The 15,014-nt window shown below is 68.8% G+C and carries 12 protein-coding genes; 7 read left to right on the top strand and 5 right to left on the bottom strand.

The features are described from left to right. Nucleotides 1-2 precede the first annotated feature (2 nt). From ACWPN7_RS04560 to ACWPN7_RS04550, 3 genes are all read left to right on the top strand, one after another. Nucleotides 3-998, top strand: a complete 996-nt coding sequence (locus ACWPN7_RS04560) for a hypothetical protein (RefSeq protein WP_137105252.1) — start codon at nt 3-5, stop codon at nt 996-998. Nucleotides 999-1,029: 31 nt separating this feature from the next. Continuing rightward, entirely contained in the window at nt 1,030-2,031 is a 1,002-nt protein-coding gene (locus ACWPN7_RS04555; RefSeq protein ID WP_459196741.1) for a hypothetical protein, read from the top strand. 92 nt (nt 2,032-2,123) lie between these two features. After that, entirely contained in the window at nt 2,124-2,849 is a 726-nt protein-coding gene (locus tag ACWPN7_RS04550) for a protein tyrosine phosphatase family protein (protein WP_247894625.1), read from the top strand. A 13-nt stretch (nt 2,850-2,862) separates the two neighbouring features. On the opposite strand, the gene ACWPN7_RS04545 is transcribed toward ACWPN7_RS04550, so the two are convergent. After that, nucleotides 2,863-4,650, bottom strand: coding sequence for a tetratricopeptide repeat protein (locus tag ACWPN7_RS04545; RefSeq protein WP_459196740.1), 1,788 nt, complete (start codon nt 4,648-4,650; stop codon nt 2,863-2,865). Nucleotides 4,651-4,954: 304 nt separating this feature from the next. Between ACWPN7_RS04545 and ACWPN7_RS04540 the strand changes: the two genes are divergently transcribed. After that, on the top strand, nt 4,955-7,567 hold the full coding sequence (locus ACWPN7_RS04540) for a hybrid sensor histidine kinase/response regulator (protein ID WP_456525682.1): 2,613 nt from the start codon (nt 4,955-4,957) through the stop codon (nt 7,565-7,567). A 21-nt stretch (nt 7,568-7,588) separates the two neighbouring features. Here the strand turns inward: ACWPN7_RS04540 and ACWPN7_RS04535 are convergent, their stop codons facing one another. Next, nucleotides 7,589-9,382, bottom strand: a complete 1,794-nt coding sequence (locus ACWPN7_RS04535) for an ABC transporter ATP-binding protein (RefSeq protein ID WP_040134179.1) — start codon at nt 9,380-9,382, stop codon at nt 7,589-7,591. A gap of 265 nt (nt 9,383-9,647) precedes the next feature. Here ACWPN7_RS04535 and ACWPN7_RS04530 point away from each other — a divergent pair, with 265 nt between their 5' ends. Beyond that, complete coding sequence (locus ACWPN7_RS04530) at nt 9,648-10,664, top strand: patatin-like phospholipase family protein (RefSeq protein WP_200474544.1); 1,017 nt, start codon at nt 9,648-9,650, stop codon at nt 10,662-10,664. 6 nt (nt 10,665-10,670) lie between these two features. Here ACWPN7_RS04530 and ACWPN7_RS04525 read toward each other — a convergent pair whose 3' ends face one another. Next, nucleotides 10,671-10,985, bottom strand: a complete 315-nt coding sequence (locus ACWPN7_RS04525; protein ID WP_051658213.1) for a hypothetical protein — start codon at nt 10,983-10,985, stop codon at nt 10,671-10,673. Nucleotides 10,986-11,164: 179 nt separating this feature from the next. Between ACWPN7_RS04525 and ACWPN7_RS04520 the strand changes: the two genes are divergently transcribed. Next, nucleotides 11,165-11,695, top strand: a complete 531-nt coding sequence (locus ACWPN7_RS04520; RefSeq protein WP_040134181.1) for a GNAT family N-acetyltransferase — start codon at nt 11,165-11,167, stop codon at nt 11,693-11,695. Between the two features lie 77 nt (nt 11,696-11,772). Here the strand turns inward: ACWPN7_RS04520 and ACWPN7_RS04515 are convergent, their stop codons facing one another. Further along, complete coding sequence (locus ACWPN7_RS04515) at nt 11,773-11,952, bottom strand: hypothetical protein (RefSeq protein ID WP_014198692.1); 180 nt, start codon at nt 11,950-11,952, stop codon at nt 11,773-11,775. Nucleotides 11,953-12,091: 139 nt separating this feature from the next. After that, nucleotides 12,092-12,928: a porin gene (locus ACWPN7_RS04510; protein ID WP_137105258.1), complete on the bottom strand. Its 837-nt coding sequence runs from the start codon at nt 12,926-12,928 to the stop codon at nt 12,092-12,094. Between the two features lie 190 nt (nt 12,929-13,118). Between ACWPN7_RS04510 and ACWPN7_RS04505 the strand changes: the two genes are divergently transcribed. Then, nucleotides 13,119-15,008, top strand: a complete 1,890-nt coding sequence (locus ACWPN7_RS04505; protein WP_149650373.1) for a potassium/proton antiporter — start codon at nt 13,119-13,121, stop codon at nt 15,006-15,008. Nucleotides 15,009-15,014 lie beyond the last annotated feature (6 nt).

Genomic DNA, 15,014 nt, shown 5'->3' with positions numbered 1-15,014 from the left:
CGATGTCCCGTTCCAACGATTTCGCCAGCAGCTTCATCAAGGCTCACGCCGATGCCGGGCTGGAGCGCGTCTCGATCGCCCACATCCTTCAGACCATCCAGAAGGACCCGGCCTTTCTGTTCAGCGAGGAGTTGCGCCGCGGCGGTGGCCAGTGCCCCATGCACGCCGCCCCCAACGCCGACGACGCGGACAAGGTGACGGTCAACACGCTGCTGGCCTATCTGTTCGAACGGTTGCGCGACCATGTTGCGTCCAAGCTGCCGCTGGACGAGCGCGGACAGGTGATGCTGCCGATCCCGCCGCGCTCCCCCCACGGCATCAACCCGGCCGACCGCGCGGCGATGGCGGCGGCCCCGCTCGATGTGATGGCCTCGGTCCTGCGCGATGCCACCTGCCATCTGCTCGATGGCCTCATCACCGGCTGGGCGGCCGACCTGCTGTCGGAGGAGGAGCACTACCGGGCGCAGGGAACGGGCGAGATCTCCGCCGCCGCCGCCGCGACCTTCATCCTGCGCACGACGCTGGAGGACTCGCCGCTCTACCAGCGCGCCGGCTACGACATGCTGTCGATCACCAAGACCGGCAGCCACACCGCCATCCACATTTGCTGGGCCATGGTGGAGGCCGCCCCCCTGCTGCTTCCGGACAAGGACGCGACGGCTTACGACGACCTCGTCCGGCGCAGCCTGAAGCAGGTGGTGCCGCTGTCGATGGCCAGCCTGGGCATGCTGGTCCATTACATGGAGGCGTCGGGGATTGAACCCCACGACGGCCTCGCCATCCATCTGCTGCCCAAGGACCAGACCGCCTTCGTCCTCGACGAGGCCGGGCTGATCTGCCTGAACCCGGAGCCGATCACGCGCTTCGCCAAGCCCGAGGAGCGGCACTACACCGGCTGCCCGGCCTTCTACACGCCTGGCTTCATCAAACTGTATCTCGACATCGTGGCCAGCATCGCCATGGACTACGGCGTCTACGACCGGCTTCGCGACCGCTGACCGTCCTCATTCACGAGATTGACGCCCCATCATGGCCCGCTCCAACGACTTCGCCCTGACCTATCTCGCCGCGCATGAGGAGGCCGGGATGACCCGGATCAACCTCGCGCCGATCCTGCACCGCATCACCGAGGACCCGAACTACCTCTTCGCCGAGGAGCTTCAGCGCCTCGCCGGCCACTGCCCGGCCCATGCGGACACCCGCAAGGAGGATTACGAGAAGGTCGCGATCAACACGCTGCTGGCCTTCCTCTACAACGACCTGCGCGACCACATCACCAACCGGATGCCGCTGGACGCCGACGGCCATCTGCTGCTGTGCAACCCGCCGGACTCGCCGCACGGGCTGGACATCGCCAACGCCGCCGGGCTGGAGGCCGCCCCGGCGGAGACGCTGATCGGCTTCCTGCGCGACAGCGTGTGCCACTTGCTGGACGCCATCATCAAGGACTGGGCGATCAAGGTGACGCTGGAGGAGGAGCGCTGCCGGGCGGAGGGCGCCATCACCCCGCTCGCCGCGGCCGGCTTCGTCCTCGCCAACACGCTGGAGGCGTCGGTGCTGCACGCGCCGTCCGGCTACGACATGCTGTCGATCACCAAGACCGGCAGCCACACGGCGCTCCACGTCTGCTGGAACCTGTGCGAGTCGGCGCCGATGCTGAAGCCCGGCCTGACCCCGGCCGAATACGACGACCTGTCGCGCCGCAGCCTGAAGCAGGTGCTGCCGCTCGCCATGGGCAGCCTGGGCATGCTGTGCCAGTTCATGGGGGCCGGCCACATCGAGGCCGACGACCATCAGGCCATCCACCCCCTGCCCCGCCACCAGACCGCCTTCGTCTATGACGCGGAGGCGCCGGGCGGCATGATCGTCCTGAACGCCGACCTGATCGAGCCGACCGCCCAGGCGGGCGAGCGCCATTACACCGGCTGCCCGGCCTTCTACGCCAACGGCCTGATCAATCTCTACATGGAGATCGTGCTGTCGCTCGCCGCGCGGTACGACATCTACGGGCGCGTCCTGCGGGCCGGATGACCAAAGCGCCGCACTGCCCAGCGGCGCGGCGGCCTTGACGCCACGCAAAGTGTGCCTATCTTGGCGGCCTTGTCGATTTGGAGACTGCTTGCGTGGCCACCACCCGGAAGATGTTGCGCCGTTACACGACCACCGCTCTGGCCGACGGGATCAAGCGGGCGCGCGGGCGCATGATCTCCCCGTTGCAACGGGCGCTCGGACATTTCGAAAGCGTGTTCATCGACCATGCCTGCTTCCGGCTGGTCTATTCGAACACCTACCGCATCTCCCCCAACATGTACCGGGCGAGCCAGCCCTCCCCCTCCCACATCCGGGAAGCGGCGCGGCGCGGCATCAAGACCATCCTGAACCTGCGCGGCAGCCGCGACTGCGCCTCCTACATCCTGGAGGCCGAAGCCTGTCGGACGGCCGGGCTGACGCTGGTGGACTTTCCGGTCAACTCCCGCGACATGCCGAAGAAGGAGACGCTGCTGAAAGCCCGCGACCTGTTCGCGACCATGCAGTACCCGGCGCTTCTCCATTGCAAGTCGGGGGCGGACCGCGCCGGTTTCATGTCGGCGCTCTACCTCTTCATTCACGAGGGTGTGCCGCTGGAGCGGGCGACCAAGCAGCTTCACTGGAAGTACGGCCACTTCAAGCAGGCGAAGACCGGCATCCTCGACTACTTCTTCGAGCTGTACGCCGCCTACAACGAGAAGCGCCCAACCGCCTTCTGGGACTGGGTGGAGCGCGTCTACGACCCGGTGGAGGCCAAGGCCAGCTTCCGCTCCCGCGAATGGGCCGACACGGTGGTCGACCGGGTTCTCGGGCGGGAGTGACGCGGACGGCGCGTCACTTCGCCCCGACGAAGTGGCAGTAGGGGAAGTTCAGGAAGTCGAAGCGGCGCACGCGGATCGGCTCATGCCGGTTCAGCCAGTCGAGCACCGCGTAATGGGCCATCTGGTCCAGCATCCAATAGACCTCCGCCCCCGCCAGGAAATGCCCGATGTAGGCGCCGAGCAGCGACAGGAAACGGTCGCCGCCCGGCGTGTTGTTGTAGACGTTGAAGCAGACGGTGATTTCCCGCGACGGTCCGCGGCGGCGCCCGTCGACGAGGAACCCGACGTCGTGGCCCGCCATCTCCACGCTCAAGGCCCGCAGGTCCTGGGCGACGCGCGCGTCGGTGTCGATCACCATCAGCGGGCGGTCCAGCCGGCGCAGCCACTGCAAGGCGCGGATGAAGCGGGCGGAGGCGTAATAGGTGACGCGCTTGACGTCGGCCCATCCCGACATCTCCGGCCGGTCCAGCGAGAAGCCGACCCTCAGCCGTCCGTCCGTCCGCCAGTGCGCCATGGCCTGCTCCGTCTCCGGCGACGGGGCCACCACATGGACAGCGACCGTGGCGCCCGGCATCCGCTCTGCCAAGGACTCCAGCAGCGCCGGGGCGAACCGGCGAAAATAGACGTCGTCGCAGCAGAAGAAGACCGCTGGTTCCGTGGCCGGTTCCCCGGCCGGTCCCGGCGCCGGCTCGATGCGCCACTCCAGGGGCGCCATGCTCTCCAGCACCGCGTCGACCGGCGGCAGGGCGCGGAAGAAGGCATCGTCGGCGCGCAGCATGGTCCACAGGCCCAGCTCATGCTCCCGCGCGACCTCCGCCGCGGTGAAGCGCCGGCGGAAGCGCCGGTTCAGCCAGGAGGCGAGGACGAGCCGGTCCCGGCGGTAGACGTGGAAGCCGATGACCGACGCCGCGACCGTGTCCTTGGGATGGCGCCGCAAGCGGGCCCAGGCGGCCCGCGCCCCGTCGCGCAGCACCGCCTCGGACGCCATGCCCACCTGCACCAGCGTCGCCACGGCGGCGACGTGCAGCCAGTCGGCCTCGTCGTCGGGACGGACGGCGACGGCCCGGCGCAGGGCGCCGATGGCCTCCTCCACCAGCGACCGGTCGACCGCGAAGGGCTTTCCGCTCCGCACATCCATCGCCCCGCTGCGCTCCAGCAGCAGGCGCCCCAGCAGCCGGTTGGCCCGATGATTCCGGTCATCGCGATCCAGGGCCGCGCGCGCCATCGTTTCCGCCGCCGCCGCGTCGCCGACCGCCTGCAGGGCCTCCGCCGCCGCCGCGCTGGCATCGGCGTCCGCCGAGGGGTGGCGCGCCGCCGTAGCCTGCCGCTCGGCCTCGTCCAGGCGTGGCCCCCATTGGTCGCGCAGCGTCTTCCGGTTGCCCGCCGCCCCGGCGTGGCCAGGCTCGACCGCCAGGGTCCGCTGGTAGCTCCGCGCCGCGCCCGCCGCCTTCTCCAGCTGCTTCAATCCATTGCCGAGATTGAACCAGGAGGCGGCGTGGGCCGGGTCGAGGGCCAGCGCCCGATGCAGACAGGCGATGGCCTCCGCGCCCTGCCCGGCCAGGCGCAGGGCGGCGGCAAGATTGCTGTAGCCGGCGACGCCGCCGGGCTCCAGCCGCAGGATGGTCTGGAAATGGCCGACGGCCTCGGCCGGACGCCCCGTTTGCACCAGAAGCATCGCCAGCATCTGCAGCGCACCGCGATTCGCCGGATCGCGGTCCAGAACAGCGCGATAGAGCGGCTCCGCCCCCGCATGATTGCCGGATTTGTGCAGGCGGATCGCGTCGTCGAGGGCTGGTTCCATGAGACCGGACCATAGACCGGATCGGCCTCAGCGCCAACCGGGTCCGCTGGACGCGCACCGGCACGATCCGGGGAAAACGCGTCGTGTGTTGAGGCGCTCTCCAGATGCTCTCCCATGAACCGATGGATGGATTATCAACCAATTATTGCGCGATATGATACAGTCTGGTTCAGAGATGCCCACAACCGGTTGCCTCTGGAATGGTCTGCGAAATGCCTCGGTACGTTCGGACCGGAAACGCCTCGATCAGCCGATTTCCCCAGGCGATGCGGCGCAAGGTTGTGTTTGAACGCCGGTCGATTCGATGATTCCCACCACCGAGACCCTGCGGCAGCCGATTCGGCGGCCGGCTTTGCGGATGCGGCCGCAACGGGTGCGGGGCTGGCTCATCCTTCTGGTCATGGCGGTTGCGGTCCCGCTGGTCCTTTTCTCGGTGTCCCTCCTCATCCGCAACGTCGATGCGCAGGCCCAGCAGACGGAGCAGCTCGTGCTCGACCGGACGCGCCTGCTGGCCGAGGATGTGGAACGCGAGGTGAACCGCCAGATCGCCGCCGCCGAGGTGCTGTCCACGTCGGAAAGCCTGACGACGGATGATCTGGCCGCCTTCTACCGGCAAGCCATCGGCGTGCGGGATCGGCTGGGCACCAACGTGGTCCTCCGCGACCCGCAAGGCCGGCAACGGGTCAACAGCCGCGCGCCCTGGGGGGCGGACCTGCCGGACAGCACGGTGCTCGAAGCCGACCAGCGGGTGATTGACACGGGGCGGCCACAGGTCACCGGCCTCTTCACCGGCGACGTGAGCCAGGCACCAATTCTTGCGGTGGTCGCCCCGGTGATCCGCGACGGCCAGATCCGCTACCTGCTGAGCTTGAACATTCCCCAGGAACGGCTTCAGGCCATCGTGTCGCCGGAGCGCATCCCGGCGGGTTGGCAGGCCGAGGTGATCGATCAGCAGGGCGTCGTCATCGCCCGGTCGCATCTGACCGAACAACTCGTCGGCAAACGGCTTCCCGCCTCGCTGTGGACACGAATGAGGCAGGTGCCGGACGGAATCCACCGCGCCGTCAATCTGGAGAATGTGGAGGCGATCCAGGCCTACAGCCGGTCGCGGACCTTCGGCTGGGTGGTCGCGACCAGCGTCCCCACGACCCTGGTGGCCTCCCCGGCGCGCCACGCCCTCCTGCTCTTCACTGGTGGCGGCATCGTTCTTCTGCTGATCGGCATCGGGGCGGCAATTCTGCTCGGACGGCGCCTTACGCGCTCCGTCTCCCAACTGGCCGGAGCGGCCGAGGCGTTGGGCGCCGGACACCCGGTTTCACCGCCCGACGGCGGGGTGGCCGAGATCGAGGCGGTCGGCCGCGCCATCCGCAACGCCGCGGACCTCATCCGGCGGCGCGAGGCGGCGCTGGCGGAAAGCGAGGCCCGCCACCGCGCCATCGTGCAGACCGCGGTGGACGCCATGCTGGTCATCGACGAGACCGGCACGATCCAGAGCTTCAACCCGGCGGCGGAGCGCATCTTCGGCTACGAGGCCGGCGAAGCGGTCGGCCGGAACATCCGCATCCTGATGCCGGAGCCCTACCACTCCGCCCATGACGGCTATCTGCAGGCCTACCAGCGCACGGGTGAGCGGAAGATCATCGGCATCGGGCGCGAGGTCGAAGGACGGCACAAGGACGGTTCGATCTTCCCGATCGAGCTGGCGGTCACCGAATGGACCGCCGGGAAGCGCCGCTATTTCACCGGGATCGTCCGCAACATCACCGAACGCCGCCGCACCGAGGACGCCCTGCGCGCCTCGAAGGCCGAGGCCGATCGCGCCAACGTCGCGAAGTCCAAGTTCCTTGCCGCCGCGAGCCACGACCTGCGGCAGCCGGTGCAGGCGATGATGCTGTTCCAGTCGGCGCTGGAGGAACGGCTGGACGGGCACCCCGCCACCCCGCTTCTCGACTCCATGGGGCAGGCGATGGACGGGCTGCGCATGCTGCTCGACAGCCTGCTCGACGTGTCCAAGCTGGATGCCGGGCTGATCGTTCCGCAATTGCAGGATCTGGCGATCGGCCCGATCATCGAACAGCTTGGCGCCGAATACCTTCCCCAGGCGGAGGCGAAGGGGCTGCGGATGCGCGTGGTTCCCTGTGCCCTGACGACCCGCAGCGACCCGGCGCTGCTGATGCGCATCCTGCGCAATCTGGTGGAAAACGCGCTGCGCTACACCGAACGGGGCGGTCTGCTGATCGGCTGCCGGCGCCAAGGAGACCGCCTGCGCATCGAGGTGATGGATTCCGGCATCGGCATCCCGCCCGACAAGCACGAGGACATCTTCGAGGAGTTCTTCCAGGTCGGCAACCAGGAGCGGGACCGCAGCAAGGGGCTGGGGCTGGGGCTGGCGGTGGTGCGCCGTCTCGCCCGCCTGCTCGGTCACAAGGTTCACCTGCGCTCCAGGCCGGGAGCCGGCTCCGCCTTCTGCGTCGACGTGCCGCTGATCGCCCGCCACGCCGCCCGCTCCGAACCGGTGGCAGCCCGGCCGGTGACCAGCGACGGGCGCGGCCTGATCCTGGTGATCGACGACGAACCGCTGATCCGCCTCGGCCTGCAGGCGATGCTGGAGGGCTGGGGCTATCGGGTGCTGACGGCGGGCTCCATCGAGGACGCGGTTCAGCACGTCGAGAGCGGGGAATGGCCGAGCGCGATCCTGGCCGATTACCGCCTGCGCGATGGGAAGACCGGGCTGGACGCCATCCGGGCGGTGTGCGACCGCTTGAGGACGCCGGTTCCGGCGACGATCATCACCGGCGACACCGCCCCGGAGCGTCTGGCGGAAGCCCGCGCGGGCGGCCACACCCTGCTGCACAAACCCATCGCTGCCCACGAGCTGCGCAACGCCGTGGTGGAGATGGTGCCCGCGGCGGACTAAGCCCGGTTCCGCTTTGCCAGATCAGGGCGCCAGCAGGGCGGCCTCGCCGTCCTCGCCGAACTGGAGCTTGCACAGGCGGGCGTAGGTGCCGTTCTGCGCGATCAGGGCGTCGTGGGTGCCCTGCTCCAGGATGCGCCCGCCCTCCATCACGACGATCCGGTCGGCGTTGCGCACGGTGGCCAAGCGGTGGGCGATGACCAGCGTCGTGCGCCCCTGGGTCAGCCGTTCCAGCGCCCCCTGCACCAGCCGCTCGGACTCGCTGTCCAGCGCGCTCGTCGCCTCGTCGAGCAGCAGGATCGGCGCGTCCTTCAGAAAGGCGCGGGCGAGCGCAAGGCGCTGCCGCTCGCCGCCCGACAGCTTCACGCCGCGGTCGCCGATCACCGTGTCGTAGCCCTCCGGCAGCCGGGCGACGAAGTCGTGCGCGGCGGCGGCCTTCGCGGCGGCCACGATGTCGTCGAAGGGGGCGTCCAGCCGCCCGAAGGCGATGTTGGCGCGCACCGTGTCGTTGAACAGCACCGTGTCCTGGCTGACCAGCGAGATGACGCCGCGCAGGCTCTTCAACGTCACCGCCCGCACGTCCTGCCCGTCGATCAGCACCTGCCCGCCGGTCGCGTCGTAGAGGCGCGGGATGAGGTTGAAGACGGTGGACTTGCCGGCACCGCTGCGCCCGACGAGCGCCACCGTGGCCCCCGCCGGAACGTCCAGGTCGATGCCCTTCAGCGTCTCCGTCCCCTCCTCGTAGGCGAAGCGGACGTCGCGCAAGGACACGGCGGCGCGCTCCACCGCCAGGGGCTTCGCGCCGGGCTGCTCGGTGATGGTCGGCTTCTCGTCCACCAGCTCGAAGATGCGCTGGGCGGCGGCCAGACCTTCCTGGAGCACGGCATTCAGCGTGCCGATGGCGCGCACCGGCTGCGCCGCCATCAGGAGCGCGCCGACGAAGCCGGAGAAGGCGCCGACCGAGCCCTCGCCCATCGCCATGCGGTAGCCGGCGAAGGCGATTACCCCGGCCACCGCGGCGCCGCCCAGAACCTCCATCATCGGATCGATGCGCGAGCGGGCGCGGGTCGCCTTCATGGTCAGGGCGAAGTTGTCCTCGAAGGCGCGGGCGGCGCGGGCGCGCTCGTATTCCTCCAGCGAGTAGGTCTTGACCATGCGGGCGCCGGCCAGGCTTTCCGTCAGCAGGGCGGTCATGTCGCCCATCTGCGCCTGGGTGTCGCGCGACACGCGGCGCAGCCGCTTGCCGATGTTCACGATGGGAATGGCGGCGATCGGGTAGATCAGGAAGACGATCAGCGACAGCACCCAGTCGAGATAGAACATCGACCCGACCAGCGCGATCACCGTCAGGATATCGCGCACCAGCCCGGTCAGCGTCCGCGACAGGGCGTTGCGGATCAGGTCGACGTCGCTGATGAAGCGGGAGGTCAGCGTGCCGGTGGGGGCCGCGTGAAGCTGCGCGGTGTCGGACCGCAGCAGATGGTCGAACATCGACAGGCGCACGTCGGTGATGATCCGCTGCACGATGTCGGTGGTCACCACCGTCTGGGAATACATGGACAGCGCCTTGACCGCCGTGACCACGATGATCAGGAGCGGGATGACCAGCAGCATGCCGCGGTCCTGCTCGGAGAACATCGAGTAGGCCTGGTCGATCAGCAGCGGATAGGCGCCGGTCGCCGCCGCCACCACGGCCATCAGCAGGAAGGACACCATCAGCTTGCCGGTGTAGGGGCGCACCCATTCCCGCAGCATGCGGCCGACCAGCCGTTCCGTCGCCGCGTCGAGGCGCAGCCGTTCTCCGCTCTTCTTGCTCACGTGCACGTCTTCCTGTAGCGCAATCGCGATGGCTTAGCCGATGGCGCCGGTGCTTGTCCACCGGGCCTTACTTCACCGGGGCTTACTTCACCGGGCCTTACTTCACCGGGCCTTACTTCACCGGGCCTTACTTCACCGGGCCTTACTTCACCGGGGCCCGTCCGGCGGGCCTTGTCCGGCGGGGCGGAACCGATCAAGCTTCCTTAACCGGACGGATGGCACGATACCGACCGGAACGCGCTCCACCCCGTGCAAAGGAGGCGCCATGGCGGCGGACGGCGAAAACGGACAGAGTCCCGGCAATCGCTACGGCCAACACCATCACCGGCCGCGCATCGGTCTGGCGCTGGGCGCCGGGGTGGCCCGCGGCTGGGCGCACATCGGCGTCCTGCGGGCGCTGGAACGCTACGGGATCGAAGCGGACATCGTCTGCGGCAGCTCGGTGGGCGCGCTGGTCGGCGGCCTCCACCTCGCCGGCAAGCTCGACGCACTGGAGGAGTGGACGCGCAGCCTGACCCGGATGAAGATCGTCGGCTATCTGGACCTGCGGCTGCGCCAGGGCGGCGGGCTGATCGGCGGGGACCGGCTGGTCGCCGAGATGCGCCATCATCTGGGCGACGTTCTGATTGAGGAACTGCCCAGCCCCTTCGCCGCCATCGCCACCGATCTGGTCACCGGGCACGAGGTGTGGATGCGCAACGGCCCGCTGGTGGACGCGCTGCGCGCCTCCTTCTCTCTGCCCGGCGTCTTCCCGCCGGTGCGCTTCGAAGGGCGCTGGATGGTCGACGGCGCCCTGGTCAACCCGGTGCCGGTGTCGGCCTGCCGGGCCTTGGGCGCCCAGATGGTGATCGCCGTCAATCTGGCCGCCGACATCATCGGCAAATCGCGGCGTCCCGGCGCCGCCGTGCCGACCGCGGCGGGGTTCGACCTCCTCAAGCTGATCGACGAGGAGCAGGAGCCGGATGGCGAGTCCAAATCCCGCGCCGGTTTCCGCGTGCCCATCGGCGCGCTGAGCCGCCGCATCTTCCGACGCGATTACGAGGGGCCGAGCCTGTTCGGCGTCATGGTCTCCTCGCTGGGCATCGTCACCGACCGCATCGCGCGGTCCCGTCTGGCCGGCGAGCCGCCGGACGTGCACATCACGCCGCGGCTGGGGCACATCGGCCTGTCGGAGTTCGACCGGGCGGAGGACTGCATCCGCGAGGGGGAGGCGGCGGTCGAGCGCGTCCTCCCCGACCTTCAGGACGCGTTGAGGGTGTTCGGTTACGCGCCCCCTGTATGAGCGGTGTCAGGCGGTCAAGTCGACCGCCGCGCCGCGCCGGTCCTTCTCGCCGGACAACTGGCGCTTCAGCTCCTCGGCGATCTGCTTCTCGACCGCGGCGCGCTTCTCCGCCGGCATGGAGGCGAGGGACTCCTCGTCCAGCTTCATGCGGGCGAGAATCTGGTCCCGGATGCGTTGGGCCGGTGATTTACGCGCCTCCTTGAGGAAGGCGTCGGCGGCGCTGACGCCGCTCGCCTCCTTCTCCGGTTCGGTCTTCTCGTTCTGCGCCGTGAACTTGGCGACGACGCGGGAGACCTCGGTTAAATAGCTGCCGATTTGCATGACGGTTTCTCGTGACCGATGGGTTGGAGATCCCGCAAGCAAGTTTTGTGCAACTTTAAATATGCTTGGCAATCAACCGCATAAGTGGGATGCCTGGGGCTCCGATGTGCCGGGCGGCAAAATTGACCGGCTCATGATCTGCCGGCTTCCGGTTCCGGCCCCTTCCGCTGAGACGACGCATGGACCCCATCACCACGGACCGCCTGATCCTGAGGCCCTTCCGGGAGGGGGATGCGCCCGACCTGTTCGCCTATCTGCGTCACCCCCGGGCAAGCTGCTTCCTCTCGCTCAAGCTGGACGACCTCGACGCGGCCGCCGCGGAGGTTGAAACGCGCAGCCGAAGCGACGAGCACATCGCCGTGTGCCTGCGCAGCACCGGCCGGGTGATCGGCGACGTGTTCCAGGTGCCCGAACCGCCGGACACCCACACCGTCGGCTGGAACTTCAACGCGGATTTTGCCGGGGCCGGATACGCCGCGGAGGCCGCGCGCGCCCTCTTCGACCATCTGTTCACGGTGAAGCAGGCCCGCCGCCTCTACGCCTATGTCGAGGAGACCAACGTCGCGTCGCAGCGCCTGTGCGAACGGCTTGGCATGAGGAAGGAAGGGCTGTTCGTGGAATTCATATCCTTCAAGACGGATGGCGACGGACATCCCGTCTTCGAGAACACGATGCAGTACGCCATCCTGCGCAAGGAATGGCGCGCCTGAAAAAACGAAAGCGCGCCGCGCCCGGTCGGCGCGACGCGCTTGTCGCAATCGGCAACGGATGTACCCGTTGCGTCCGGTCAGCGATCCAGAGCCGTGCCCAGCGCGGCGCCGCCCAGGCCACCGATGATGGCGCCACGCTTGCCGTCCACCGCGTAGCCGCCCGCGGCGCCAGCCGTGCCGCCAACCACCCCGCCGGTCGAACAGGCCGCGAGCGTCAACAGCGCAATGGCGGTCCCGATCAGGCGCAAACGAGACATGTCCAAACCCTCCTTGTGGTGCTTCTCGCCCCTATAAACAGGCGAGAGGGCGATTTGCTTCCACGACATCGCGATTCCGTCGGGAATCCACCCTTGGATAAGGACGAAAGAGGGATACCAGGCCCGTTCGGGCACCGTTTCAGAACAGAACGCGGGTTCCGACGCGCAGCATCGTGCTGTCGGACGGGTCTCCGCTGTAGGTCATGGTGCCCAGATCGGCGGTGACGCTGACCTTCGGCGACATGCGGAACCGCAGGCCCGTGGACCAAGCCTCCTGCGGCGCCTCGGCGCCGACCTGGCTGTGGGCCAGCCGCCCCATCACCGTCCAGCCCCGAACCGGCGTGCCCTGCTCCAGATAAAGGCCGGCGTTGAGCGTCCGCCGCGCTGCGCCGTCGTCGGGTGACTGCTCGCGATAGCCGGCACCGACCGTGACGCCGGGCAGCGTGACCTGCCCGCCGACTACCCAGGACCGGCGGGGCGTGCCGCGGTCCTTGGCGACAGCGGCCTTGCCCGCCCCCGCGGTGATGCGCAGCCGGGCCTTGCCCAGCCGGCCGTCGTGCCGCACCACGCCTTCCACCACATGGCGGGCGAGCGGATCGGCCGCGCCCAGTTCCGTGCGGACAGGGGTGTAGCCGAGGCCGATGTTGAAGCCGTGCAGGCGCGGCGAATAATAAGTCGCCCGCGCGTCCGGCCCGCCGAAGGCGCCGTCGTTCATGAAAACCGGGTCGGAGAACCATTGGTCGCGCACCGGCGTGGTCACCACCATCCGGCGCGACGCGCTTTCCGTCTGGCCGACCTCCAGGGCGCCCCAACCGCCGAGATCGATCGCCTTCTTGTCGAACCGGATCGGCGTGGCACCGCCGCCCGCCGCCGTGCGGTCCAGGTCCGGCAAGGCTCCCGCCGTCGCCGCGGCGGAGGACAGGACAAGGATCAGGGCTGCGAGGGGTGGTGTCGGAATACGCCGTGTACGAAACATGAAATGCCCCTCGCCCGTTGCATTAACCCGGAAGGATTGTAGCCCGCCGCAATGCTGCATTGCGGGAGACATTTCTGTATTATTTTAGGAACATTGGGAAATTTTGGCCGCTGCGTTGCACTCGCGCCCAAGAATTGCCAAAATCGGATGACCGCAAAGGCGGCATCACTCCCTTCCCGGCGCGAGGACTATGGAGACAGCGAGCACCATCATCCTGATCGGGTCGTCGCTGCTGATCGTCAGCATCCTGACCAGCTATCTGGCGCTGCGGATCGGCACACCGCTGCTGCTGATCTTCCTGGGCGTCGGGCTGTTCGCCGGGATCGACGGCATCGGAGGCATCAGCTTCAACGACGCGGACAGCGCCTTTTTGATCGGCTCCATCGCGCTCGCCGTGATCCTCTTCGAAAGCGGCCTCGACACCAAGCTGTCGAGCTACCGCGCCGCCGCCTGGCCGGCGCTCAGCCTCGCCACCTTCGGGGTCGCCATCACCTCCGCGGTCATCGGCGTCGCCGCGCATTTTCTGCTGGGCCTGCCCTGGATTGAATCCTTCCTGGTCGGCGCGGCGGTCAGTTCCACCGACGCGGCGGCGGTGTTCTTCCTGCTGCGGGTCGGCGGCATCACCATCCGCGACCGCGTGCGCTCGACGCTGGAGATCGAGTCCGGCAGCAACGACCCGACGGCCATCCTGCTGACCGCGATGCTGGTGGAGGCGGCGCTGCACGGCTGGGGAACGCCGCTGGAGCTGGCTGGCTTCCTGGTCAAGCAGATCGCCGGCGGGGCGGTCCTCGGCGTGCTGGGCGGGGCCGGGCTGGCCGCCTTCATCAACAAGGCCCGTCTCGACCCCGGCCTCAACCCGGTGGTCACCCTGGCTTTCGCCCTGTTCCTGTTCGCCGGCACGAACGAGCTGGGCGGCAGCGGCTTCCTCGCCGTCTATGCCGCGGGTCTGGTCGCCGGCAACGTGAAGCTGCGCGGGGCGCTGGGCCTGCGCCAATTCCATTCGGGCCTGACCTGGCTCAGCCAGATCGTCATGTTCGTCATGCTGGGCCTGTTCGCCACGCCGCACGACTTCGGGGCGATCGCCCTGCCCGCCCTGGCCCTGGCCGTCCTGCTGATCCTGCTGGCGCGGCCACTGGCGGTGTGGTTGTGCCTGCTGCCCTTCCGCTTCTCGGCCAACGAGAAGACCTTCATGGCCTGGGTCGGGCTGCGCGGCGCGGTGTCGATGCTGCTGGCGCTGGTGCCGATCCTGGGCGGATTGCCGGGCGGTCAGGTGATCTTCAACACGGCCTTCCTGGTGGTGATCGTGTCGCTGGCGGTGCAGGGCTGGACGATCGGCCCGATGGCGCGCTGGCTGAAGCTGATCGTCCCGCCGCGGCGCGGCCCGGTCGAACGGTTCGAGTTGGAACTGCCCGGCGGGGCCGACCAGGAGATGGTCGCCTACACCGTCCACCCCAAGAGCCCCGCCGCCCGCGGCCAGCGCACGCCGCGCTTCGCCCGCCCCTCCCTGGTCATCCGCGACGGGCGCGTGGTGCCGCTGCACAAGGCGCGGACGCTCCAGGCCGGGGACATGGTCTACCTGTTCACCCCGCCCAGCCAACTGCCGCTGATCGACAAGCTGTTCGCCGAGAGCCGGCCGCTGGATCAGGACGACCGTGCCTTCTACGGCGATCTGGCGCTGAACCCAGACGCAACCGTGGAGCAGATCGCCGAGATGTACGGCCTGCCCCTGTCGCTGGCCAACGCCCAGCGGTCGCTGCGCGACCTGCTGCGCAACGAGTTCGGCGGCGCCTGCGAACTGGGCGATCGGATGCGGATGGGCGGGGTGGAGTTGATCGTCCGCGACATGCAGGACGGGCAGATCACCTCGGTCGGCCTCGCGCTGGAGCCGTCGGCGTTGGACAAGCCCCGCGTGCCGCTGTTCCAGGGGCCGGAACGGCTTTGGCAGACGATCCTGTCCTGGTGGTCGAAACGCTCCTTCCGCCGTTGGCAGCGTCGGGAAACCCGCCGCGAGCGCCTGCCCGCCCGCGCCATCGAGGCGCCCGCCTTGGCCGGAAAGGAGCCGGAACGGCTGGAAGGGTGAAACCCG

The sequence above is a fragment of the Azospirillum sp. UENF 312511 genome (genome assembly GCF_058780635.1).
The sequence above is the reverse complement of the archived record's forward strand: the minus strand, read 5'-3'. Positions and strand labels throughout refer to the sequence as shown.

Coding starts and splice junctions, on each gene's coding strand:
- ACWPN7_RS04560 (WP_137105252.1), top strand. CDS start 3: ATGTCCCGTTCCAACGATTTCGCCAGCAGCTTCATCAAGGCTCACGCC.
- ACWPN7_RS04555 (WP_459196741.1), top strand. CDS start 1,030: ATGGCCCGCTCCAACGACTTCGCCCTGACCTATCTCGCCGCGCATGAG.
- ACWPN7_RS04545 (WP_459196740.1), bottom strand. CDS start 4,650: ATGGAACCAGCCCTCGACGACGCGATCCGCCTGCACAAATCCGGCAAT.
- ACWPN7_RS04540 (WP_456525682.1), top strand. CDS start 4,955: ATGATTCCCACCACCGAGACCCTGCGGCAGCCGATTCGGCGGCCGGCT.
- ACWPN7_RS04530 (WP_200474544.1), top strand. CDS start 9,648: ATGGCGGCGGACGGCGAAAACGGACAGAGTCCCGGCAATCGCTACGGC.
- ACWPN7_RS04525 (WP_051658213.1), bottom strand. CDS start 10,985: ATGCAAATCGGCAGCTATTTAACCGAGGTCTCCCGCGTCGTCGCCAAG.
- ACWPN7_RS04520 (WP_040134181.1), top strand. CDS start 11,165: ATGGACCCCATCACCACGGACCGCCTGATCCTGAGGCCCTTCCGGGAG.
- ACWPN7_RS04515 (WP_014198692.1), bottom strand. CDS start 11,952: ATGTCTCGTTTGCGCCTGATCGGGACCGCCATTGCGCTGTTGACGCTC.
- ACWPN7_RS04510 (WP_137105258.1), bottom strand. CDS start 12,928: ATGTTTCGTACACGGCGTATTCCGACACCACCCCTCGCAGCCCTGATC.
- ACWPN7_RS04505 (WP_149650373.1), top strand. CDS start 13,119: ATGGAGACAGCGAGCACCATCATCCTGATCGGGTCGTCGCTGCTGATC.